The 20,575-nt window shown below is 65.9% G+C and carries 26 protein-coding genes; 15 read left to right on the top strand and 11 right to left on the bottom strand.

What is annotated here, in order from left to right; genetic code table 11:
• Window positions 1–354 precede the first annotated feature (354 nt).
• Window positions 355–783: a DUF6892 domain-containing protein gene (locus ACLJPD_RS31675; RefSeq protein ID WP_410877120.1), complete on the top strand. Its 429-nt coding sequence runs from the start codon at window positions 355–357 to the stop codon at window positions 781–783.
• Between the two features lie 147 nt (window positions 784–930).
• Window positions 931–1,341, top strand: a complete 411-nt coding sequence (locus ACLJPD_RS31680; RefSeq protein ID WP_410877122.1) for a hypothetical protein — start codon at window positions 931–933, stop codon at window positions 1,339–1,341.
• A gap of 374 nt (window positions 1,342–1,715) precedes the next feature.
• Here ACLJPD_RS31680 and ACLJPD_RS31685 read toward each other — a convergent pair whose 3' ends face one another.
• A complete protein-coding gene (locus ACLJPD_RS31685; RefSeq protein ID WP_410877123.1) occupies window positions 1,716–2,177 on the bottom strand; it encodes a hypothetical protein in 462 nt (153 codons plus the stop codon).
• Between the two features lie 181 nt (window positions 2,178–2,358).
• Between ACLJPD_RS31685 and ACLJPD_RS31690 the strand changes: the two genes are divergently transcribed.
• Window positions 2,359–2,589 carry a hypothetical protein gene (locus ACLJPD_RS31690; RefSeq protein WP_410877125.1) on the top strand — a complete coding sequence of 77 codons (231 nt, stop codon included), beginning with the start codon at window positions 2,359–2,361 and terminating at the stop codon, window positions 2,587–2,589.
• Between the two features lie 141 nt (window positions 2,590–2,730).
• Here the strand turns inward: ACLJPD_RS31690 and ACLJPD_RS31695 are convergent, their stop codons facing one another.
• Complete coding sequence (locus ACLJPD_RS31695; protein ID WP_410877247.1) at window positions 2,731–3,369, bottom strand: hypothetical protein; 639 nt, start codon at window positions 3,367–3,369, stop codon at window positions 2,731–2,733.
• A 36-nt stretch (window positions 3,370–3,405) separates the two neighbouring features.
• Between ACLJPD_RS31695 and ACLJPD_RS31700 the strand changes: the two genes are divergently transcribed.
• On the top strand, window positions 3,406–3,597 hold the full coding sequence (locus ACLJPD_RS31700) for a hypothetical protein (RefSeq protein WP_410877126.1): 192 nt from the start codon (window positions 3,406–3,408) through the stop codon (window positions 3,595–3,597).
• A gap of 69 nt (window positions 3,598–3,666) precedes the next feature.
• Here the strand turns inward: ACLJPD_RS31700 and ACLJPD_RS31705 are convergent, their stop codons facing one another.
• Window positions 3,667–4,125 carry a contact-dependent growth inhibition system immunity protein gene (locus ACLJPD_RS31705; protein WP_410877128.1) on the bottom strand — a complete coding sequence of 153 codons (459 nt, stop codon included), beginning with the start codon at window positions 4,123–4,125 and terminating at the stop codon, window positions 3,667–3,669.
• Between ACLJPD_RS31705 and ACLJPD_RS31710 the strand changes: the two genes are divergently transcribed.
• The gene (locus tag ACLJPD_RS31710) at window positions 4,119–4,514 is read left to right on the top strand and encodes a VOC family protein (protein ID WP_410877130.1); all 396 of its coding nucleotides are present in this window, start codon (window positions 4,119–4,121) and stop codon (window positions 4,512–4,514) included. The genes ACLJPD_RS31705 and ACLJPD_RS31710 overlap by 7 nt on opposite strands.
• 97 nt (window positions 4,515–4,611) lie before the next feature.
• Here ACLJPD_RS31710 and ACLJPD_RS31715 read toward each other — a convergent pair whose 3' ends face one another.
• Window positions 4,612–5,019, bottom strand: coding sequence for a hypothetical protein (locus ACLJPD_RS31715; protein WP_410877132.1), 408 nt, complete (start codon window positions 5,017–5,019; stop codon window positions 4,612–4,614).
• Between the two features lie 60 nt (window positions 5,020–5,079).
• Here ACLJPD_RS31715 and ACLJPD_RS31720 point away from each other — a divergent pair, with 60 nt between their 5' ends.
• The 3 genes from ACLJPD_RS31720 to ACLJPD_RS31730 all read left to right on the top strand — a co-directional run bounded on the left by ACLJPD_RS31720 (window position 5,080) and on the right by ACLJPD_RS31730 (window position 7,089).
• The gene (locus ACLJPD_RS31720) at window positions 5,080–5,835 is read left to right on the top strand and encodes a DUF6461 domain-containing protein (protein WP_410877133.1); all 756 of its coding nucleotides are present in this window, start codon (window positions 5,080–5,082) and stop codon (window positions 5,833–5,835) included.
• A gap of 598 nt (window positions 5,836–6,433) precedes the next feature.
• The gene (locus ACLJPD_RS31725) at window positions 6,434–6,655 is read left to right on the top strand and encodes a hypothetical protein (protein ID WP_410877135.1); all 222 of its coding nucleotides are present in this window, start codon (window positions 6,434–6,436) and stop codon (window positions 6,653–6,655) included.
• Between the two features lie 104 nt (window positions 6,656–6,759).
• Window positions 6,760–7,089: a hypothetical protein gene (locus tag ACLJPD_RS31730; RefSeq protein WP_410877137.1), complete on the top strand. Its 330-nt coding sequence runs from the start codon at window positions 6,760–6,762 to the stop codon at window positions 7,087–7,089.
• Window positions 7,090–7,134: 45 nt separating this feature from the next.
• Here ACLJPD_RS31730 and ACLJPD_RS31735 read toward each other — a convergent pair whose 3' ends face one another.
• From ACLJPD_RS31735 to ACLJPD_RS31750, 4 genes are read right to left on the bottom strand one after another with little or no spacing between them, the layout of a single operon-like run.
• Window positions 7,135–8,577, bottom strand: coding sequence for an NAD-dependent succinate-semialdehyde dehydrogenase (locus ACLJPD_RS31735; RefSeq protein ID WP_410877139.1), 1,443 nt, complete (start codon window positions 8,575–8,577; stop codon window positions 7,135–7,137).
• Complete coding sequence (locus ACLJPD_RS31740; RefSeq protein WP_410877141.1) at window positions 8,574–9,698, bottom strand: alcohol dehydrogenase catalytic domain-containing protein; 1,125 nt, start codon at window positions 9,696–9,698, stop codon at window positions 8,574–8,576. The genes ACLJPD_RS31735 and ACLJPD_RS31740 overlap by 4 nt, the downstream gene beginning before the upstream one ends.
• Entirely contained in the window at window positions 9,698–10,813 is a 1,116-nt protein-coding gene (locus ACLJPD_RS31745) for an acyl-CoA dehydrogenase family protein (protein WP_410877142.1), read from the bottom strand. The genes ACLJPD_RS31740 and ACLJPD_RS31745 overlap by 1 nt, the downstream gene beginning before the upstream one ends.
• Window positions 10,814–10,822: 9 nt before the next feature.
• Window positions 10,823–11,986: an acyl-CoA dehydrogenase family protein gene (locus ACLJPD_RS31750; protein ID WP_410877143.1), complete on the bottom strand. Its 1,164-nt coding sequence runs from the start codon at window positions 11,984–11,986 to the stop codon at window positions 10,823–10,825.
• 57 nt (window positions 11,987–12,043) lie between these two features.
• On the opposite strand from ACLJPD_RS31750, the gene ACLJPD_RS31755 reads away from it, so the two are divergent.
• Window positions 12,044–12,667: a TetR/AcrR family transcriptional regulator gene (locus ACLJPD_RS31755; RefSeq protein WP_410877144.1), complete on the top strand. Its 624-nt coding sequence runs from the start codon at window positions 12,044–12,046 to the stop codon at window positions 12,665–12,667.
• Window positions 12,668–12,692: 25 nt separating this feature from the next.
• Here ACLJPD_RS31755 and ACLJPD_RS31760 read toward each other — a convergent pair whose 3' ends face one another.
• On the bottom strand, window positions 12,693–13,277 hold the full coding sequence (locus ACLJPD_RS31760) for a QsdR family transcriptional regulator (protein ID WP_410877145.1): 585 nt from the start codon (window positions 13,275–13,277) through the stop codon (window positions 12,693–12,695).
• A 63-nt stretch (window positions 13,278–13,340) separates the two neighbouring features.
• Complete coding sequence (locus ACLJPD_RS31765) at window positions 13,341–13,943, bottom strand: TetR/AcrR family transcriptional regulator (protein ID WP_410877146.1); 603 nt, start codon at window positions 13,941–13,943, stop codon at window positions 13,341–13,343.
• Between the two features lie 111 nt (window positions 13,944–14,054).
• Here ACLJPD_RS31765 and ACLJPD_RS31770 point away from each other — a divergent pair, with 111 nt between their 5' ends.
• The 6 genes from ACLJPD_RS31770 to ACLJPD_RS31795 all read left to right on the top strand — a co-directional run bounded on the left by ACLJPD_RS31770 (window position 14,055) and on the right by ACLJPD_RS31795 (window position 19,542).
• Window positions 14,055–15,608, top strand: a complete 1,554-nt coding sequence (locus ACLJPD_RS31770; protein WP_410877147.1) for an acyl-CoA synthetase — start codon at window positions 14,055–14,057, stop codon at window positions 15,606–15,608.
• A 14-nt stretch (window positions 15,609–15,622) separates the two neighbouring features.
• Window positions 15,623–16,810, top strand: a complete 1,188-nt coding sequence (locus ACLJPD_RS31775; protein ID WP_410877148.1) for an acyl-CoA dehydrogenase family protein — start codon at window positions 15,623–15,625, stop codon at window positions 16,808–16,810.
• Complete coding sequence (locus ACLJPD_RS31780; protein ID WP_410877149.1) at window positions 16,807–17,157, top strand: YidH family protein; 351 nt, start codon at window positions 16,807–16,809, stop codon at window positions 17,155–17,157. The genes ACLJPD_RS31775 and ACLJPD_RS31780 overlap by 4 nt, the downstream gene beginning before the upstream one ends.
• Complete coding sequence (locus tag ACLJPD_RS31785; protein WP_410877150.1) at window positions 17,154–17,459, top strand: DUF202 domain-containing protein; 306 nt, start codon at window positions 17,154–17,156, stop codon at window positions 17,457–17,459. The genes ACLJPD_RS31780 and ACLJPD_RS31785 overlap by 4 nt, the downstream gene beginning before the upstream one ends.
• A 79-nt stretch (window positions 17,460–17,538) precedes the next feature.
• Window positions 17,539–18,105 carry a hypothetical protein gene (locus ACLJPD_RS31790; protein WP_410877151.1) on the top strand — a complete coding sequence of 189 codons (567 nt, stop codon included), beginning with the start codon at window positions 17,539–17,541 and terminating at the stop codon, window positions 18,103–18,105.
• Window positions 18,106–18,201: 96 nt separating this feature from the next.
• Window positions 18,202–19,542: an MFS transporter gene (locus ACLJPD_RS31795; protein ID WP_410877152.1), complete on the top strand. Its 1,341-nt coding sequence runs from the start codon at window positions 18,202–18,204 to the stop codon at window positions 19,540–19,542.
• Between the two features lie 35 nt (window positions 19,543–19,577).
• Here the strand turns inward: ACLJPD_RS31795 and ACLJPD_RS31800 are convergent, their stop codons facing one another.
• The gene (locus tag ACLJPD_RS31800; protein ID WP_410877153.1) at window positions 19,578–20,408 is read right to left on the bottom strand and encodes an SAM-dependent methyltransferase; all 831 of its coding nucleotides are present in this window, start codon (window positions 20,406–20,408) and stop codon (window positions 19,578–19,580) included.
• Between the last annotated feature and the right edge of the window lie 167 nt (window positions 20,409–20,575).

A 20,575-nucleotide genomic window follows, 5' to 3' on the forward strand; every position in this document is an offset into this window, starting at 1 on the left:
CACTTCGCAAGGTCAGAGCGCTGTCGCTCGTCGAAGCCCGCGCGATGGCCGAGGAACTCTGTAGCAGGGGGCTCGAAGGAACCAGGGTCGAGATGGAGGTTCTGGCGATTGCACTGCGCGCAGCGGGCGCGATCGTCAGTATTCGGTCCTCCGATGCGGTTTGAGCACTCGCTCATCGGCAGTTGAGTGCGTTCGCCGGCTGGCGCCGCGCTTCTCAGCAGCGCGCGAACCGCGGCATTATCGGGCGTTCGGCCGAGATCGAGGCAGGCACCTGCCGACGCTCATGCTTTGAGGTTGAACGGGTTCGAGAATCGTCGCGACGTGGTTGTCGTAGGCCGACGCTAGATTGGGCGTGTGACTGAGTTCGTGGACTTCAATCTCAAACTGGCAGTTATCGAAGAACTCATGTACGGCGAGTCCCCCAAGCTCGAGCCATGGTCCCTCGAGGACACGCTGGAAGCCCAGGGCTTCGATGGTGACCTCTGGGAGTACTCCGCCGACAACTACTACGACCAGGTCGTGCCGGAAGCTCAGGCCTACTTCGAGAGCCTCGAGCTTTCTGTCGATTTACTCGCAGGGATTGAACAGCTCATCTTCGACGGAGGCTGCCAGGTCTACGCCGAATGTTGCCCGCACTGGGACGGCGAGGGCGAGCAGTTCGACGTCGCCAGTCTCGACGACCTCCATCTCCTCCCGAATCTGAAGCGCGTTCTAGGTGCGGAATTGCTTGCGCCCCACCTCCAGACGGTCTTGCGGTCCCGAGGCATCGAGTTGATCCACTAGCCTCACCGCAGTCGGCGCGACTGAACTTGCTGAGCCACAACACCCCTGAGTACCAGCCGGCCCCGCGTGGCTGCTCGGCTCAGAGCGATCCGCGGCATTTTGCGGACGTGCTCGCCGGGCGCGGCGGTGCGGTGGTTCAATCGCTCGATGCGTGGTGACGAGATCATCGGTCAGTGGAGTGTGGAGGCCGGGTATCACAGCTCGACGGAGGATGAGCAGTTCGTCTTCTGGAGCGATGGTGTGGGGTTGGTGGAGTACGCGCGGCCCGGTGCGAGTGAGTGCGTGCTGTTCGGATGGGCGCGGACGGCGATTCGGACGGTGCGGCTCGAACCGCATCGGTGCGTCCGTCGCGACGGCGATGCGGTGGTGGATGGTGATGTGCCCGAGGTGGTCGAGATCGGTTATCGGATCACGCGGGAGAAGCGGCCGTTGATCGGTGAGGTGCTGCCGGTGCTGTATCTGCCCGCTCCGTTCGCGGCGACTCCGGACGGCGGGTACGGGTTGATCACGCGGGAACCGGCGGTGTATTTCACGAAAATGCGGCGCGCGAGTTCGTGAATCGAGGCGTCGTCGAAAGTCTGGGCGCACCACTCTTACGTCCGCGTGGCCTACTTGTAGACATGTTCGGAGACTTTGCGACCGTTCCGAAACCTGGATTCAGATCAGCCGCAACCATTTTCGCTTGAGAGCAACAGGCAGCCGGTGTACCTTGGGCGCGCCGACGCTGAGCACTCGGCAGTAGGGCAGACGTTCCGACGGCGTCGGATCACTACGGTCAGTTGATTTTCGATGGTGCCGCGCGGCCCGGTTCGGCAGCCTGGGTCGCGGCAAGAGAGCGCGTCGTACGTCGCAACGCCGCCTGCGCATTCGTGTCTGTCAGTTCACTCGATCCAGGCAGTAGCATGCGCTCCGTGCAGTGGGTGGAAGGCGAATTACGGCCAGAAGACTTGGTTATCGCGTATGAGGAGAGGTCGAGAATCTTTGTCTTCGTACCAGCGCAGTCGGCCGAGTTCGACCGAACCATCTGCTGCGATCGCCCGGAAATCGACGTGCCGATACAGCCAGATCAGCAGTGGCTCCAGTGTTTCGAAATCCTCGGGGTGAACCTCTTGTCGGGCTTCGAGATGCCAGCCGGTCGAGGTCTTTCGGAAGCTCGAGCTGAGCATTCCGTCGACCTTCCACGCAGGCCCGACCTGGCTCAGGAACGGTTGTGGGTCCGTGAAGACAAGTTCCCCTCCTTCACTTTCTACAACACCGACATACCCCCGCGAGAGCCGAAGCTCATCAATGGGCGCTTCACCCTGCCCCACCTGCCATCGCAACTCCGCGATGTCCTCGCCGGACAGGTCGGAGCGAAGCTCCACCGAGATCACAAACTCATAGATATCTGCCACCGTCGCACAGTATTACCGAACCCCGACAGACTCGATCACAACAGATGCGACCGCACGTTGAGTGCGTTCGCCGGCTGGTGCCGCGGCCCTCGGCATCGCGCGGGTCGCGGCACGAACGGAGGTCTGTGATGCTGGTTTCTTGGACGGAGCGATCGACTGCTCGAAGGCTAGAGTCGGATTCATGAAACGTCGGCCAGTCCTCGTCGTGGCCCTGATCGGGGGCTTCATCGGCGCAATGCTGTCGAGTCCGTTGGCCGTGTACTTCGGCTTCGGCACTCCTGCGCTCGCGACCGCCATTGTCGGCGTGGGAATTTTGCTCGCTGGAGTCATAATGTTCGGCGGCCTCTGCGCTGCAATGGCATTGGCCGTCAGGGCCGACCGACGTAAGGGTGGTTATCACTGTCGCGGGTGAGAGCCGGGCATAACTTTTCGAAGGTACTGTCTGGCGGCACGGCCAGCAGCCGAGAGGACGCGGCAATCGGCAGGAGCCCGCTTCCGTGGGTTGTGGTCCGTGCACGATGAGTGGTGTCACTCGTGGCGGAGGTCGCCGAGGTCAGTGGTCGGGAACGTGGACCGTGATTTCCCCGCCGAGGTGATACCCCTCGGCCAATCGCAGGTTGTCGCCGCTCCAAAATCTGCCCGGGTCATACCAATTCGGACGTCTGTTCGGCAACAAGCCCATGGCCTCATACGTCATGGCGACGATCTCCGCGCAGTAGGCGTTCTCCAGACCGGCTTGATCGGATTCGCGCTTCTTCGACCGCTTCGGTACCGGCACTCGCCCCAGCAACCAACGCCCCGCCAGCGCGCCGGTGGAGGGGAAGGGCATGCCGTCCAGCCTCGCCACCACCCGCAGCGCCGCACCCTCCATCTCGTGGGTCACCGGCCGATCCAACTGACGCATCCACGCCTGTTGCCCGTACTCCTGGGCCCATCGGATGACCGCGGCCCGCATATCGTGTAGCTGGGCTCCGCGATGATGGCTACCCGACCAGATGTCCGGCAGTGCCCGACCGAGCTCGGCATGCCATATCAGCGCCGGTAGGTCATCGATGACCACTGCCATGCCGACGTGGTTCACCGGACTGTTGGTCAACCCCCGTATCGCGCGATCGGCGCGAGAATGCCCGCGAAACAGCCATAGATCCCCCGTTCGTGTTAGCTCTACTGCTTCGTCCAAGCCGATACTCATCGGGGTTTCGCGTGACACAGCGACTAGCCTAGGCGCATGCGCTGGTGGAAGATATTGGGTCTGGCCGGGACCGCGGGTGTCGCGGCGACCGGAGTGGTCATCGTGCGGGCCGAACGCAAACGTCGCGCCTACACCCCGGACCAGGTCCGCGAACGGCTGCACGCGCGCCTCGGCGATAAATCCAACCGAGCGAACCCCACCACGCCAGTCGATGACGGCAAGTCCTGATCGAAGATCGTCGGGGCATCCCCCTATTCGCCGGGTCGACAACGACCTGCCATCGGCAGAATAGCGGGTTCAGGCGGCCTCATCGACCCAGAGATCTCCCGGGTAGAAGTCGCCCGCAGACAGCGGATTCTCCTCCAGCATGTCAAGTACCCGAGGCAGGATCGCGACGGTTCCGGCGCTCTGCGACAACATGATTCGTACGTCTTCAATGCTCAGTTCCCCGACCGGAACCCGACGCAACTGGTGGACTCTTCGGATCAGGTAGGTCGCATCTGGTGCTGGCTCAGGCCATGCCGCTCCCTCGATCTGTTCTACCGATTGCTGGTCCGAAGGGTGGGCGGGCATGCGGCCCACCGTATCCAACACCAGCGCTTCTGCATTCTGTGCACGCTCATCGGCAGTTGAGTGCATTTCGTCGGGCGGTGCCGCAGCCCTCGGGATCGCGCCGGTCGCGCCATTACAGAGCGACGGTTCCGGACCGGGGTCTTGGCTCGACGCCAACCGATCAGTAGATTTCGGAGATGGCACTCGGACACCTCGGCGTCAACGTCACCGATCTCGTTGCGGCCCGCGTGTATTACGACGAGCTCATGCCACTGCTCGAGTACGAGCCATTACTGGCCGACGACACGCAGTTCGCGTACTGGCCAGCAGGTGGGAAGATCGGAACGTACATGTTCTTCTATCCGGCATCCGAACCCGGTCACGCGCTTGGCCGCGCCGGGCTGCAACACCTCGCGTTCATGGTGCGCACCCGCGCCGACGTTGACAGGGTGCATGCCTGGGCATTCTCGCGTGGTGACGAAATCATCCACGCGCCACAGGAATTCCCGCAGTACCCGCCGCCCTACTACGCCACTTTCTGGACTGGATACGACGGCGTGATGCTCGAAGCGGTCTGTCACAAGGATGCATGAGCTAGAGCCCGTGCCAACGTCAAAACAACCTGAACTCGGCAGATGCGGATGTTACGACCGAGCGATCAGCGGCAGAATAGTGCGTTCTAGCCGACCGTCAGTGTGGAGTGGTGTTAGTGGTGAAGAGGTCCCTGATCGGGTCTCTGGCCTCCCATCCGTCGAACATCGGCTCGCGGGAGCCGGATTCAGGACCAGTGCGGCCATTCGCTGAGCCTCCGACCACCCAACCCGACATTTCTTCGGATGTCACAACGAACAGGTTCTCCCACTGCTTCAGATCGCGTCCGACCACCCTCGGGACGGTTGTCCACACGTCACCGTCGGTCACCATGGCGATGTCGACGCCGGTCAACCTGTTTGGCAGGCATACGAAGTCGGCTGGTTTGAACAGAACTTCGATGCGAGACTCGTCGTTGGCGCCGCCCCAGCTGCGCAGCAATAGCCCAGTGTGCCCCGGGCCCCATTGCCAGACCTCGAAGGTGCGCGAACTCGCGAAGACATGCATGGAGAGATCTTCCTACTACCGCGACCGATCGTCGGCAACAACCCGGATACGGTCGGATCGTTGATCACCCAGTCCCTGGATCGGCAGGGACAGCCGATGATTTGTTCGGATGCCGAGGCCACACGCCCAAGCCGGAAGGGCGCTGCGCTCCTGCTTTCCTCGATAGTCGGCGCCGCACTTCTTGAGCATCGCGGTCCGCCGAAGGGCCGCGCACATCGGCATGAGCGGTTACGCGCCGAAAAGGCACCTGAACTGCTGCGCACCGAGGTGTCGGAGCCACCCCCTACAGTTTTTGGCGTGCTGCAGGTGGAGACCTGCGAGGGAAGCGAGTTGGGCGTGGGATGGAAAGTGCAAGGGCTGATCGTTCAGGGGTCCGTGGATCCGACAGATCTACCAGGCCAGCCCTACGAAACGGGCGAGAGCGCCGACATCGATACGGTGCATCATGGACCCCACGACTACGGGGTTGCCACGGTGGACGGCTGGACCTTCATCGCCGATCCAGAGTTCCGAGTGAGTTTCGATGAACAAGCGGTACTGCAGGTTTCGGGCACCAGGAGGGCGCTCGCATGGGTGACCAACAGCGTCTCGACGACCCATGGCTTCGCTTGGTACCTCGAAGGAGAGATGGTGCGCCAAATCATCTACACCGAAGGAGAGTTAGCCGATGAGCACGGAGCACCGCTTCCCGAGGAACAGGGTGCTCCCGAGCCTCTGAGCGAGGACTACGTCTTCGAGATGATGCTGCGACTGACCGGAGTTGGCTGGGGCGCCGGCGCTGGCGCTGACTACAGCGTGTGGGTCTGTACGTCGTAACTCGTGACGAAGGTTTGCCGCGCTCCGCGCCACGGAGTCTCTGCACTCAAATCGGCAGTTGAGTGCGATTGTCAGCTGGTGCCGCGGCCCTCGGGATCGCGCGGGTCGCGGCAGTACAGGATGTCTGCACCCATCGTAGCTTTCGCGCTGGTGGGGCTTTGCCTTCACGCACAGCACTTGTAGGCGCTTAAAGTGATCGCGTACGGTTCGCCCGGCGCCGGCGGTGTGGTCGTGGGTGTCGTGGACACATCCGGCGGGCACGGCACCTGGACGCAGGAATCCAATGCTTCCGGCTGCTCGAACAACCATGTCACTCCCCATAACAGGGCCGCCAGCAACAGCACCGACGTGAATGCAATCTTGAACCACACCCATTCAGGGTAGAGGAGAAGCCCCGCCGATCGGCAAGTGCTATTCCTTTCCGCACGAGTCATACGGTACGCAAGCGAGCTGATCGAACAGCACGCTTGATCTACACAGAAGCCAAGGGCCGCAACGACATACAAATACTCCCCGCGCCGCACGGCAAGACCAGACGTGCGATCTCCCCACCGTCCTGCCGCACAGATCGAGCGAGCCATCGTCGACCACTGCGGCGGTGATCCTGCTGTCCGACCACGCCGCGGAAATCAGGGGAATTCTTGGTCCACTTGCGTCTGGACAGGTCTACATCGCCACGACTTACCCATTCCTGGGTGGTACCGAGGAGCCGGATACGTACGAGATCGGCTATATCTGGGCGTTTCTGGACATCGTCGCACAGCTCCGGCTCGCCGACGAGAACAAGCCGAAGCGGCGCTGGTGGACACGCCGCGGATGACCATGCACCGGCGCATCGGCAGTTGAGCGCGAGTGCAGGCCGACGCCGCTGCCCCGCAGGATCGCGCGGGTGCCATCGCCCGAGTATCGACGTAGGGTCGAGCAATGTCGCTGGCATGCCGTGAATGGGCGGGTCCGCTGGGTGCGGACACGAAACATGAAGCCTACGAACGGCTACTCGAACTGAAGCACACACTGGACCCGATTCTCGCCCGGTACCCCTCGGCGCGGTTTCGAGCACGCGGCTACTTCTCGACAGCCGACATCGAGAACGACCTGCTCGTAACCGCACAGCTACTGGAAGCAGCTGGTGCGCTGCCGGTTCTTTGGCTCAATATCACCTACGAGCATCCAGACTTGCCCGCCGACGCGCTCCACGAGGTGGAGCGGCGGTTCAGCCTGCGGTTGCTCGGGGAATTCCTGGATGCGGTCTGAGCGCGCTCCACCTGTGTCTCCAGAAGCCTCCGAAGTGTTACCAGGTCAGCGGGCGATGGCCAGGTACTGCAGTTCCTGGTACTCCTCCAGTCCGGTGCTGCCCCCTTCTCTGCCGAGCCCGGAGGACTTCATTCCGCCGAAGGGTGCGGCCGGGTCGGAGATCGCGCCCGTGTTCACGCCGACCATGCCGGTCTGCAGGCTTTCGGCGAATTCGAGTGTGTCGTTGAGGTTTTCGCCGAATACGTATCCGGCGAGACCGGCGTCGGTGTCGTTGGCCAGATGGAGCGCTTCTGCCGGGTCGGTGAACGTGCGGATCGCGGTCACGGGGCCGAAGACCTCCGAATTCCAGAGGCGGGTTCGGGGGTCGACGTCGGTCAGGACCGCGGGTTGCAGGAAGTGACCGGGTCTGTCGGTATCGGTTCCCACGGTGTGCAGGTGGGCGCCCTGGCTGACTGCTTCGTCGATGAGCGCGGTGATCCGGTGCACCGCTGCGCCGTCGATCACGGGTCCGATGCGCGTCGATTCGTCGAGGCCGTCGCCCACCGGCAGCGCGGACACGGCGGTGAGGAACCGTTCGGTGAAATCCGTGGCCAGCGATTCGTGGACCAGGAAGCGGTCGGCGGCGACGCAGGTCTGTCCGGCGTTGCGTAGTTTGGCGAATACCGCGCCGTCGACGGCCTTGTTCAGGTCGGCGGACTCCAAAATGACGAACGGCGCGTTGCCGCCGAGTTCCATCGAGACCCGCAGAACTCCTTGCGCAGCTTGGGCCAGCAGGGTGCGCCCGACGGCGGTGGAGCCGGTGAAGGTGAGCTTGCGCAGCCGCCGGTCGGCGAGAATCGGCGCCGACACCAGTGGTGCGCGCGAGGTCGTCACACAGTTGACGACGCCCGACGGCACTCCGGCTTCCACCAGAATCCGCATGAATTCTATTGCGGTAAGCGGGGTTTGGGGTGCGGGCTTGAGGACGACAGTGCAGCCCGCGGCGAGTGCGGGGGCCACCTTGCGGGTGACCATGGCCAGTGGGAAGTTCCACGGGGTGATCGCGAAGACCGGGCCGACCGGCTGTTTTCGGACCGCGATGCGGCGGCCGCCACTCGGTGCCGGGAAATAGGCTCCGCTGCCGCGGGTGGTCTCCTCGGCGAACCAGCGCAGGAAATCGGCGCCGTAGACCACTTCGCCGCGCGCCTCGGCGAGCGGCTTACCCATTTCGAGGGTGATCGTGCGGGCGATCCGGTCGGCTTCGGCATGCAGCAGGTGGAACGCGCGCAGGAGGATATCGCTGCGGTGGCGCGGATCGGTGGCCGCCCAGCTCTCCTGCGCTGCCGCGGCGGCGTCCAACGCGGCCAGCGCTGTCGTCTCGTCGCCGTCTGCGACGGTCGCGATCTGTGCGCCGGTGGCGGGGTTGCGCACAGGCATCGTCGTCGTGCTGTCCACCCAGTGTCCGCCGACGAACTGGGCGACCGGGAGGTCGGAAAGTGTGGATGTCATCGTGTCTCCAAGTCCGGTGCGAAGACGATCACCTGACGCACGGCCGCACCGTCCGCGAGCTGATCCATGGCCTCGTTGAGATCGTCGAGCCCGATGCGGGCGGAGATCAGTTTCTCGACCGGCAGCCTGCCCGCCCGCCACATCTGTTCGTAGCGAGGAATGTCGCGCGCCGGGACAGCCGAGCCGAGATAGCTGCCGACCACGGTGCGCGCCTCGGCGGTGAAAATCAGCGGTGACAGTGTCACGGTGGCCGACGGGGCGGGCAGGCCGACGGTGACGGTGGTTCCGCCGGGAGCGGTGGCCAGGAAGGCGGTTTCGAAAGCGGCCGGGTGACCGGCGCACTCGATCACATAGCGGGCCCGGATCCCCTGCGCCGCAACCTGTTCTGGTGTGTATGTTTCGGTGGCACCGAGATCGCGGGCGGCCTCGAGCTTGGCGGGCAGGCGGTCGACCGCCACGATGCGCCGCACCCCGATCGCGGTCGCGGTGAGCAGCGCGGCCATGCCGACCCCACCCAGTCCGACCACCATCAGGTCGTCTTCGGGCGCCGGGTCGGCGACATTGAGCACGGCGCCGCCGCCGGTGAGGACGGCGCACCCCAACAGTGCCGCCACCTCCGGCGGCACATCACTGCCGACCGCGACCACCGAGGCCTGGTCGATCACCGCGTGCGTGGCGAATCCGGAGACGCCGAGATGGTGACGCACGGGCTGTCCGGCCCTGGTCAGCCTGCCGGGGTGGTGCAGGAGTTCGCCCGCCGTGTTCGCCCGGGTTCCTTCGGTGCAGGGCAGCGCTCCGTCGCGGGCGCACGCCGCACAGCGTTCGCAGCGCGGCAGGAACGACATGACCACCCGGTCACCCACAGCCAGGTCGTCGACCTGGTCGCCGAGTGCCTCCACGATGCCCGCCGCCTCGTGACCGAGCAGCATGGGCAGCGGCCGCACCCGATTGCCGTCGACCACACTGAGATCGGAATGGCACACACCGGCCGCTTCGATCCGGACCAGCACCTCGGTCGGGCCCGGATCGTCGAGTTCGAGGTCGTACACTCCGATCGGGCGTGACGTGGCGAAGGGTCTGGGGCGGTCGTGGTGGTCCAGGACCGCGCCACGGATGCGCATCAGATTTCCGCCTTCCGGTACTCGCCGACCACACCCGACAGGTAGCGCAGGTGGTCGCCCGCATCGCCGAGGGTGTGCTCGATGGTGGTGAGCCGGGCGGTGTAGTGCCCCACCGGGTATTCGGCGGTCATCCCGATGCCGCCGTGCAGCTGGATCGCCTCTTGGCCGATGTGCTTGCCGGAGAGGTCGATTCGCCGTTTCGCGCGGGAGGCCACGGTGGGATCGACGACTCCGTCAGCCAGCGACATCGCCGCGTACAAGCTCATGCTGCGGGCCAGTTCCAGCGAGACGTACATGTCCGCGGCCCGGTGGGTGAGGGTCTGGAAGGTGCGCAGTGCGACACCGAACTGCTTGCGGGTCTTCAGGTATTCGGTGGTGAGCCGCAAGGCCTCGGCCATCGCACCGACCGCTTCGGCACCGAGTGCCGCTTGGGTGGTGATCACGGCTTCGGCGATGGTCGCACCGCCGTCGAGGCTGCTGCCGAGCAGTTCGGCCGGCGCACCACGGAATTCGATGTCGGCGCCACGGCGCCCGTCGTAGGTGCGGTAGGCGGTGCGCGCGACAGCCGTGTCACGGGCATCGACGAGGAACAGCGCGGTCTCGCCGGTGGGCACGACGGCCGAGACGATCAGCCGGTCGGCCCGATCCCCATAGGGCACAGGGCTTTTGCGACCGGTCAGCGTCCACCGGTCACCGATGTCGACGGCCAGGGTTTCGCATCGCGGGTAGGGCCAACGAACGCCGGGCTCGGCATGCGCGAAGGTGAACAACTGCTCGCCGTCGACAATGCCGGGAAGCAGGGTGGTGCGCTGGTCCGGCGTGCCCGCGCGGCCGATCATGAGGGCTGGCAGCAGGGCACAATCGAAGACCGGTTCCGGCGCCAGGGTACGGCCGAGTTCCTCCATGGCGAGCATGGTTTCGATGGGGCCGCCGTCGATGCCGCCGTCCTCGGCCGACACGGTCAGCCCGAGCAGACCGACCTCGGCGAAGGCCGCCCACACCTTCGGATCCCAGCCGGGATCGTCGGCGCGGCGTTCGTGGGTGTAGTGGCGGGTCAGCACGCTGCGCACGGTGTCGCGCAGCAGGGTCTGTTCAGGGGTGAAGGTGAAATCCATGGCGGTTACTCACAGTCCGAGGATCGTCGAGGCGACGATGGTGCGCTGCACCTCGTTGGATCCTCCGTAGATGGAAGTCTTGCGGTAGTTGAGGTATCCGGCGATGGTGCGGCGCGCCCAGTCGTCGGTCTCCCCTACCCGCGCGACGGCGGCGGGGCCTGCGATGTCGACGAGCAGTTCGGTGACGGCCTGCTGCAGTTCGGTGCCGCGCAGTTTGAGAATCGAGGAGACAGGGTTCGGGGCGCCGCCGCTCGAGCCGGCCGCCACCCGCAGCTGCACCAGTTCCAGTGCCAGCAGCTCGTTGTCGAGATCGGCGATCCGGGCCGCGAAGGCGGGGTCGTCGAGGAGTGTGCCGGTGCCGAGCCTGGTCTGGGCGGCGTGTTCCTTCGCCAATTCCAAGCGGACCATGGTCTGACCGACCGCCGCGATGCCGGTGCGTTCGTTGCCGAGCAGGAATTTGGCGTAGGTCCAGCCGTGGTTCTCCTGGCCGACCAGCTGATCGGCCGGGACGCGCACGTTCTCCAGGAACACCTCGTTGACCTCGAAGCCGCCGTCGATCAGCTCGATCGGGCGCACCGTCACGCCGGGGGTGTCCATGCGGAACAGCAGCATCGAGATGCCTGCCTGCTTCTTCGGGGCGGTGGGGTCGGTGCGGACCAGGCAGAACATCCAGTCCGCGCTCTGGGCGGCGGTGGTCCAGGTCTTCTGCCCGTTGACCACGTAGTCGTCGCCGTCGCGCACCGCGACGGTGCGCAGCGAGGCCAGGTCGGACCCGGCGTCGGGCTCGGAAAAGCCCTGGCACCACCAGATGTCGAGATTCGCCGTCGCGGGCAGGAACCGCTGTTTGAGCTCTTGCGAGCCGAACTCGGCGAGAACCGGGCCGATCATGTTGGCGTTGAAGGTGAGCGGCTCGGGCACCGAGGCAAGTTGCATTTCGTGATGCCAGATGTGGTGCTGCACCGCCGACCAGTCCCGGCCACCCCATTCGGCGGGCCAGTGGGGGACGGCCAGCCCGGCGCTGTTGAGGATGCGCTGGGTGGCGACGTAGTCGTTCTTGCTCAGCTCGTGCATGTGCCGGTTCTGCTCGCGGATGTCCGCGGGGATCTCACGGCGGAAGAAGGCACGCAGCTCGTCGCGGAAGGCGAGCTCGTCCTCGGTGAAGGCCAGTTGCATGATCCAGTATGTTACATAGCGATCCTTGTGTATCAAATAGAGGCGGGAATCCGGCACATGAGCACTTCCATCGCGACGGCCCGATTCGGTACCGGTCACAGCAGCCAACGCGGTCGGTTCCTCACGGCCGCGCGGGCGACCTTCACCGTGCACGGCTATCACGGCACCACGATGGACACCGTGAGCGCGGTTGCCGACGTCACCAAACCCGTGCTCTACCGGCACTTCTCGACCAAGAGCGCGCTCTATCTCGCGGTGATCTCGGACTACCTGGACGAGCTCACGGACAGGTTGCGTGCTGTCGACGACATGGCTACCTCCGATTTCGACCGGGTGAGCCGCACCGTGGGGGTCCTCTTCGATCTCGTCGAGTCCGGCCCACACTCCACATCGGAGCTGGTCTTCGGCGCCTGCGCCCTCGGTGACCACGCCGTCGAAGCCCGGATTGCCGCTGCCACAGCAGAATTCGTCACCGCCCTGGCCACGCACCTGCATCCGGAGGACACCGGCCCGCATCGGACCCGCCTGCTCGCCCACGGCCTCATCGGGGCAACTTTGGCGGCAGCAACCGAATGGCACCGCATGCGACAACCCATACCGCGACAGTCCGCTCTGGACGCCATCGCCGGGTGGTACTGCGCGGGCGTCCGGGAGACGATGAGCGCCAGGACTGCCCGATAGCCGCCGGAGCGAAGGCGGAGGTCGCCTAAGCCCGCAGCAGGGCGGCCTGGACGCGGCTCAGCCGCTCCACGTCACCTTGAAAGCCTGCCACGGCGTCGTTGTACAGGAACGCTTCCCACAATCGGACCAGGGCGTAGGCGAGGGTGGCGCGGTCGATGGGCGGCCGATAGCCCTGCTCCTCGGCGCGTTCGAGCAGACCTTCGACGATCGAGACCGCCGCCGGGTGCACCACCCCGTCGCTGCGGGTGATCACGCGCAATGCCGCCGTGGATTCCTGGTCGAAGTAGGTGCGCAGCGAACCGTCCTCGACCAACCAGTGAATGGCGTTGTCGAGGATCTCGACGAGCCGTTCCCCGCCGGTCGCGGTGCTGCGCCGTTCGGCGTAGGCGACCATGCGCTCGAGCTGGCGGGCCAAAGCCGCCCCGAGCAGCCCGTCGCGGGAGCCGAACCACCGGTAGATACTGGTGCGACCGAGACCGAGTTGGGCGGCAATGGCATTCGCGTCGACCCGCTTACCCGCCAGGAAGGCCACAACGGCCACGTCCAGCACGTCGTCACGGCTGGCCGCGGCCGGGCGACCTGGCGCTCGAGTTCCTTCGGTGCGTGCCACGCCCGACAGCATAGGGCGCGGCATGTGCCCGGCCGCGCACACGCCGCGGCCGAACGGCCGATCTCAGTCGACGTCGCCTTCGAAGCCCGATGCCCAGTAGCGACCACGCAACGACAGGTCACGCAGCATGCCGGTGACCTCTTCCAGAGTCATGGGCCGCGGGTCGGCTTCCAGCCACCACTGCAGCACCGCAACCTGTTCACCGACCCAGGCGCGGGCGAGAACCTCGAGGTCGATCTGCGGTGTCACGCCCTTGGCCTGCGCCCTGGCGGCGAAAATTGTTGCGGCGGCGGCGGTTCGGTCGTCGATGAAACGTCGCAGCGCACGGCCGTCTCCTTCACCGCGCAGGATGACGCGGTAGGCGTCGCGTTCCTCGTCGGCGTGCCGGAACATCTCCAGGACGGGTTTGCCGGTGAATCCCACCGACGAGGTGGACAGCAGCGCCCGCAGGCGTTCGGCGAGTTCCTCGGTCAGGTCGGTGACGATGCGGTCGAGCAGGTTGTCCTTGTCGGTGTAGTGGGTATAGAAGGTGGCTCGGCCCAGGTCGGCACGCTCGGTGATGTCCTCGACGGTGACATTGGCGTAGCCGCGCTCGAGGATCAGCGAAATCAGGGCGTCACGCAGGGCACGGCGGCTGCGACGCACACGGCGGTCTTCGGGTGGCACGGGAGCCCTCTCTCTCCGGAATCCGTCCTGATGAGCATAGGTGACGTTGACATGCAGGCCGTAATCAGACACTCTGTCCACTATCATTCATTGTGTCGAATTTGGAGCCTCATGAATCTGGGCGACTATCTGACCCGCAGCGCCACCTACTGGCCGGAGCGGGAAGCGCTGGTCTGCGGACCGGCGCGTTGGACCTACCGGCAGCTCGAATCCGAGGCCAACCGGCTGGCCTCGGCGCTGCTGCGCCGCGGAATCGAGCCGGGGCAGGCCGTGGGCACGTTCGCGGCGAACTGCGGGGAACTCGTTGTCACCGAAATGGCGCTGTCCAAGGGCGGTTTCATCCGGGTGCCGGTCAACGCGCGCCTCGGCGGCGAGGAGCTGGCGCACATCCTGCGCGATGCGGGAGTGCGGGTGCTGTTCGTCGATACCGCGCACGCCGGGGCGGCACTCACCGCGGTCGAGGCGGCGGGCACCGACTGCGTGGTGGTCGACTACGAGAACCAGGCCGGACACCACACCTACCGTGCGCTCCTCGACACCGGGATCGAGGAGCCGATTTCCGTCGATGTCGACGCCGATGCTCCCGCGGTGCTCAATTACACGTCCGGTTCCACCGGTCGACTCAAGGCGGCGGTCCAGACCCACGGCAACCGGCTCGCCAATATGCGCAAGCGGCTCATGAGCCCCTCGGGCGCACCGACTCCCGACGACCGCTACCTGGCACCTGGCCCCATCACCCACGCCTCCGGCATGGTCTTGCTGTCGCTACTGACCCGTGGCGCGGCGGTGGTGATCCTGCCTGCCTTCGACACCGGGATATTCCTGCGCACCCTCGAATCCGAGCGCATCACCAGCACATTCGTGGTCCCGACCATGCTCAACATGCTCATGGGTCATCCGGCGATCACAGAGGTCGACCTGTCTGCCATGCGAACCCTCGGCGTCGGCGGCGCACCGGTGTCACCGCAGCGGCTGCGCGACGCGGTCGAGGTGTTCGGCCCGATCGTCATGCAGGGCTACGGGCTCGGCGAAACCACCAGCGGGATAACGATTCTCACTGCAGAAGACATCGTGCGCGGGATCGATTCGGATCCCGAACTGCTGATGTCGTGCGGTAGGCCGGTGTTCGACACCGAGGTCCGGGTGGTCGACGAGGCCGGGGTTCCCTTGCCCGCGGGACAGATCGGCGAGATCGTGGCACGCGGCCCGGACTGTGTGCGCGAGTACTGGAACGAACCCGAACTGTCCGCGGAGACCTTCCGCGACGGGTGGGTACACACCGGCGACGTGGGCTATTTCCGCGCCGACGGTTTCCTGTTCATCGTCGACCGCAAGAAGGACATGATCATCTCGGGCGGGTTCAACATCTACTGCAGCGAGGTGGAGGCCGCCCTCTACGAGCATTCCGGCGTCGTCGAGGCCTGCGTGGTCGGCGTGCCCGACGAACAGTGGGGCGAGGCGGTCAAGGCCGTGGTGGTGGCGCACCCGGATCGGGCGCCGACCGAACAGGAACTCATCGACCACTGCGCAACTCGGCTGGCGCGGATGAAGAAGCCGCGCTCGGTGGACTTCGTCGCCGCGCTGCCGGTCAACCGCAACGGCAAGATCGATCGCCGCCTCGTCCGCGCGGGCTATTGGGCCGCCGCGGATCGGCAAGTCAACTGACACAGGACAATTCGATGACTTTCACACTCACCCCCACCTACGACGACAACCCCCGCCTCCAAGAGCTCGTCGGCACACTCCGCGACTACCTCGACGGCGAACTCGCCGAGTACGAGGCCGGATTGGGGCTTGCCCGCGAGGCCCGCTACGGCCGTGAGGTGCTGCAGCCGGTCTGGCAGCGCAGCCGAGAACTGGGCTTCTACGGAATCCATCTCCCCCCAGAACACGGCGGACAGGGACTCACCTTCACCGAACTCGCCGCGCTCAAGGAAGAGGTGGGCGCTTCGCCGCGGATGTTCGCGACCTCGGTACTCGGCGACATGGGCGGGCCGCTGCGCGTCGGGTCGATCTTCCAGTACGCCACCGGGCACCAACTGGAGAAGTACCTGCTGCCGGTACTGCGCGGCGAACGGGCCTGTTGTTTCTCGCTCACCGAGAACGACGCCGGGTCGGATGTTCGCGGCATCCGCACCACCGCCACCCCGGACGGCGACGGCTGGCGACTCACCGGGCACAAGGTGTTCTCCAGCGCGGGCCCGTTCGCGGATTTCTCGATCCTGTTGGCGCGCATGGCCGATGCCGACGGCACGCCGACCGAGACGTTCTCGACCTTCATGGTCGATCTGGACGCGCCCGGATGCTCGGTAACCGACGGCGATACGCCGATGTCGGGCGAACACATCGAGGCCGACATCATCCTCGACGACTGCTATGTCGGGCCCGAACAATTGCTCGGCGAGGTCGGGCAGGGACTGCGCATCGGGCTGGGCCGGGTGACGGTCAACCGACTCCTGCACTGTCCCACCGCGATCGGCGGCGCCCGCCGGGCACTGCAACTGTCGGTGCAGTACGCGAAAACTCGCCAGGTCAACGGCGCACCACTGGGCATGCTGCAGTCGATCCAGCACCGCCTCGCCGATATGGCCGCCGACTACTACGCCGCCCGCTCCATGACCTACGACGCCCTGGCAGCCCTCGATGCGGGCCACCGACCACGCACCGAGGCCTTCCTGTGCAAGCTGTTCGTCGCGGAGAAGGCGTTCACCATCGCCGATCACGCGGTGCAGATCCACGGCAAGGCCGGCGTGGTGCGCGGCGGCGAGATCGAGGGACTGTTCCAGCGCCTGCGCATGTTCCGCATCCTGACCGGATCCTCGGAGATCCAGCGCAACGGCATCGCCCGCGAGCTACTGCTGTCGTGAGCGGCGCGCTCGATTCCGACACGGACCGGGAGCCGGACTACCGCTTCACCCTGGCCAACGAGCGCACCTTTCTCGCCTGGATCCGCACCGCCCTCGGCCTACTGGCCGGGGGTGTCGCGGTGAGCCAATTCTATTCGGCGGGAATGGATCCGGTGGCACACAAGGCAATCGGCGCGTTGTGCGCGGTGATGGCCTGCTTGATCGCGGTCGGCGCGTTTCGGCAGTGGCGGCGCGTGCAGGCCGCCATGCGTCGTGACGCGCCACTCCCCCGACCCCCGCTGGTGACTGCGACCTTGACCGGAGTGTGCCTCGCGGCCGTACTCTCGGTCGCGCTGCTCGCGACATGAGCACGCCGGCCGGCCTGCAATCCGAACGCACTGTGCTGGCATGGCGCCGCACCGCGCTGGCCGCGACCGTGGTGTCGGTACTTCTCCTGCGTGCGGCGGTACCGATCGGCAGCTGGCCCACGCGCCTCGCCCTCGCCTTCTCGGTCGTCACCCTGGCTGCCGTCGTGGTGGCCGCACGTGGGCGGCATCGCTGCTATCGATTCGACGCCACCGACCCGGCGCCGTTGCCCACGGCGTCGGCGGTGGCGATCTGTGCGGGTATCGCCGCGACGGCGTGCTCCGCGCTGCTGCTGCTCGTCTGAGCAGACAACTCTGACAGGAGATTTCGATGACGGGAACTGGCAGGCACCGGCCTCGGATCGGCTGCACGAACTTCTGCACATGACCACGCACGTGAGCTTCGATGGTCGCCCCTACGACCGTGTCCTGGAGGCACATCGGTTCTGGGCGGTGGTCGCGCCCGGATTGCGCCCGTCCGGTTACACCGGCGCACAGAACATCCTCGAGCACCTGACCACCACCCGCGCCACCGGGCCCTTCGATACCGAGTTCCGCTACGACAACGCCAATGTGGAGGTCGTGGCCGAAGTGCTGCGCCGGATCGGCGCGGCCGAGGACGGCTACTACGTCCTCGACACGGCGGGAAACGAAATGGCCTGCGGCGGTTTCGCCGCCACCGCGATGGACGCCGCGCGCCTGGGCGAGATCCTGCGTTGCGGCGGAGCACTCGGCGATCGGCAGGTGTTCCCCGAGTCCGTGGTGGCATCCACGGCCAGCACCTGTTCGTCTCGCCCGGACGGGAGCTCGTCGTCGTGCACTACGGCGCGCAGGTGCTCTCACCGTCGGTACCGCCCACCCCGCTGGTCCCGCTGTACGCACAGATCGCCGCCGCGCTGGTCAACGACAATCCATCGAATGTTTTTGGACATAACGTCTGATTATGGATGAGTGATCCAGTAATATTCACTGCGACTTGCTGCCTATCCGTGCCGGCCCCTCCCGCCGTGTGACACGCGCAGCAGATTCATCGAGAAGGACATCCCCATGACCACACAGGATTTCGTCGCGCCGGGCGCCCGTCGGCGGCGCGGCAAGAATCTCGCCCTGCTCACCGCTTCCTCGGCGATGGACAATGCCGAGGCCAATGTGACGAGCGTGCTCTTCCCGCTCATGCGCGAATCGCTCGGACTGTCGACCTCGGCGCTGGGCACCATCGTCGCCGTCGGCAAAGCGGTCGGCGTCGTCGCAGGGATCCCGTGGGTCATGCTGGCCCAGCGGTACCCGCGCAAGACCGTGCTGGCGGTGTGCGCGGGCTTCTGGGGTGTGTGGTCGATCGCCGCGGGCGCGGCAGGCAGCTTCGGGCAGTTCGTCGTGCTCTACGCCATCGCCGCCGCCGGATTCGCCGGAGCGGGCCCGATCGCGTTGTCGATCATGGGCGACATCTATCACGACAGCCAACGCGGGCGGGCCACCGGAATGCTCTACGGCGGTGTGGCTCTGATCAGCGGCATCTCCGCACCGCTGGTCGGGCAACTGTCCGGCATCGAGGACGGCTGGCGCTATGGCTTCTACATCTCCGGCGGCGTGTGCGTCGTGATCGGCGTGCTGATCATGGCCTTCCTCGACGACCCGACCGCCGGGCACAAGCAAGAAGTAGACGTGCCCACCCTCGAGCAGATCGAGGACAAGGCGCGCGGGCTGCGCGCATCGCTGCGGACCCTGCTCGCGGTGCGGACGTTCCGCTACATCCTGGTGCAGCGACTGTTCTCCGGGCAGAACGTGATCATGAGCTTCGGCACCGTGTTCCTCGTCGAGGAACGTGGTCTCAGCACCGCCACCGCGTCGGTGATCGCCTTGCCGTTCGCGATCGGGTACATGACCGGCACCTTCGCGGGCGGCCGCGTCAACGATCTGGTCCACCGGTTGCACCCCAGCACCGGCCGGGTGGCCATGCTGCAGATCAGCCAGTTCGGTTTCGCCTGCGTCGCCTTCCTCGCCACCCAGATCGGCTGGCAATCCATCGGCATGTACGTGGCACTGTTCGGTCTACTCGGCTTGCTGCAGGGCCAGGTGCCGGTGGTGAACCGTCCGCTGATCATGGCGGTGGTGCCGCCACCGCTGCGCGGCCTTGCCTTCGCGGTATCGGTGTCGACCGTCGAAGCCCTGGCCTACGCGGGCTACGCGCTGATCGTCGGCCTGCTGGGTGACGCCATCGGCCTGGAAGGCGCGCTCCTCGCCGTCACCGTGGTGCTCACCCTCGCCAATGCGGTGGCCTCGGCCGCGCTCTATCGGCCCTACGCGCGCGATTCCGCGGCGATCACCGCCCGCTGGCCGGAAGCGGCGATCCTCGTACGCGACGACGACGCGGAGAACGCACGGCACTGAATTCTTTCGTCGAGTCGGGTGAACCGGCGCGACGATCAGGGTTTGCGGCCGACGCCGCCGACGATGCAGTTGCGTACGTCGGAGAGCGGAGTGAGGTGGGGGCCGTCGGGCCACCAGTCGTCGCAGCGGACCAGGCCGGGTTCGACCATGTCGAGATTGCCGAACATGGCCTGGATCTCGTCGCGCGTGCGGAAGCGACCACTGCCCATCGGGCTGTGGATGAACTTCTCTTCCATCTTCTGGGCGAGCTCGCTGTATTCGGGGGTTTGCGGGTCGTGGAAGTGGGCGATCGCCACGAACGAACCCGAGGGCAGTGCGTCGATGTAGGTCTGCATCAGCGCGGGGCCGTCGTCGCCGAGGTAGTGGTGCAAGGTGCCGATGTGGAACAGGGCCAGCGGGCGGGTGAAGTCGAGCTCGCGGCGCACCGTGGCATCGCCGAGGACTTCGAGGGGGCGGAAGATGTCGGCTTCGGCGATGCGGGTGCGGCTGTTGCTGGCCAGCAGCGCCTGCCCGTGCACGAGGACCGACGGGTCGTTGTCGACGTAGACCACCTTGGACTGGGGGTTCACCCGCTGCACCACCTGGTGGGTGTTCTCCGCGGTGGGCAGGCCCGATCCGAGGTCGAGGAACTGATCGATGCCCATCCTGGCCAGGAAGCGGCAGGTGCGGATGAGGAAATCGCGGTTGGCCCAGGCCAGGTCGTTGACCTGCGGGGCGACCGTGCGGACCTGGGCGAGCACCTCGCGGTCTATTTCGAAGTTGTCCTTGCCGTTGAGCGCGGCATCGTAGACCCGCGCGATACTCGCACGGGTGGTGTCGACCCCGACCGGCACAGCACTGGGGTAGGCGGCGGAGGATTGCGACATCGGGGGCCTTTCGGGCTTCGAATCGACGGGACGAATCCAGCCTAGAGCATCGGTTACGTTGGCAGACAACCTATTCCGTCACCGCCATCGCGCGACCGCCGATACGGGTACCTGGAGTACTCGTATCGATGGGCTCCTGTTCCCGCCATGCCCGCTGATCCCACGAT

It is taken from the genome of Nocardia sp. A7, assembly GCF_046549215.1.
Lineage (GTDB): Bacteria > Actinomycetota > Actinomycetes > Mycobacteriales > Mycobacteriaceae > Nocardia.

Bases quoted from the DNA above. Each gene is read 5' to 3' on its own strand.
- ACLJPD_RS31750 (WP_410877143.1), bottom strand. From the start codon at position 11,986: ATGCAACTGGCCTTCACCGAGGACGAGCTCGCCTTCCGCGACGAGCTG.
- ACLJPD_RS31770 (WP_410877147.1), top strand. From the start codon at position 14,055: ATGAATCTGGGCGACTATCTGACCCGCAGCGCCACCTACTGGCCGGAG.
- ACLJPD_RS31790 (WP_410877151.1), top strand. From the start codon at position 17,539: ATGACCACGCACGTGAGCTTCGATGGTCGCCCCTACGACCGTGTCCTG.
- ACLJPD_RS31695 (WP_410877247.1), bottom strand. From the start codon at position 3,369: ATGAGTATCGGCTTGGACGAAGCAGTAGAGCTAACACGAACGGGGGAT.
- ACLJPD_RS31730 (WP_410877137.1), top strand. From the start codon at position 6,760: ATGTCGCTGGCATGCCGTGAATGGGCGGGTCCGCTGGGTGCGGACACG.
- ACLJPD_RS31795 (WP_410877152.1), top strand. From the start codon at position 18,202: ATGACCACACAGGATTTCGTCGCGCCGGGCGCCCGTCGGCGGCGCGGC.
- ACLJPD_RS31740 (WP_410877141.1), bottom strand. From the start codon at position 9,698: ATGCGCATCCGTGGCGCGGTCCTGGACCACCACGACCGCCCCAGACCC.
- ACLJPD_RS31775 (WP_410877148.1), top strand. From the start codon at position 15,623: ATGACTTTCACACTCACCCCCACCTACGACGACAACCCCCGCCTCCAA.
- ACLJPD_RS31800 (WP_410877153.1), bottom strand. From the start codon at position 20,408: ATGTCGCAATCCTCCGCCGCCTACCCCAGTGCTGTGCCGGTCGGGGTC.
- ACLJPD_RS31700 (WP_410877126.1), top strand. From the start codon at position 3,406: ATGCGCTGGTGGAAGATATTGGGTCTGGCCGGGACCGCGGGTGTCGCG.
- ACLJPD_RS31755 (WP_410877144.1), top strand. From the start codon at position 12,044: ATGAGCACTTCCATCGCGACGGCCCGATTCGGTACCGGTCACAGCAGC.
- ACLJPD_RS31735 (WP_410877139.1), bottom strand. From the start codon at position 8,577: ATGACATCCACACTTTCCGACCTCCCGGTCGCCCAGTTCGTCGGCGGA.
- ACLJPD_RS31710 (WP_410877130.1), top strand. From the start codon at position 4,119: ATGGCACTCGGACACCTCGGCGTCAACGTCACCGATCTCGTTGCGGCC.
- ACLJPD_RS31690 (WP_410877125.1), top strand. From the start codon at position 2,359: ATGAAACGTCGGCCAGTCCTCGTCGTGGCCCTGATCGGGGGCTTCATC.
- ACLJPD_RS31785 (WP_410877150.1), top strand. From the start codon at position 17,154: ATGAGCACGCCGGCCGGCCTGCAATCCGAACGCACTGTGCTGGCATGG.
- ACLJPD_RS31715 (WP_410877132.1), bottom strand. From the start codon at position 5,019: ATGCATGTCTTCGCGAGTTCGCGCACCTTCGAGGTCTGGCAATGGGGC.
- ACLJPD_RS31680 (WP_410877122.1), top strand. From the start codon at position 931: ATGCGTGGTGACGAGATCATCGGTCAGTGGAGTGTGGAGGCCGGGTAT.
- ACLJPD_RS31745 (WP_410877142.1), bottom strand. From the start codon at position 10,813: ATGGATTTCACCTTCACCCCTGAACAGACCCTGCTGCGCGACACCGTG.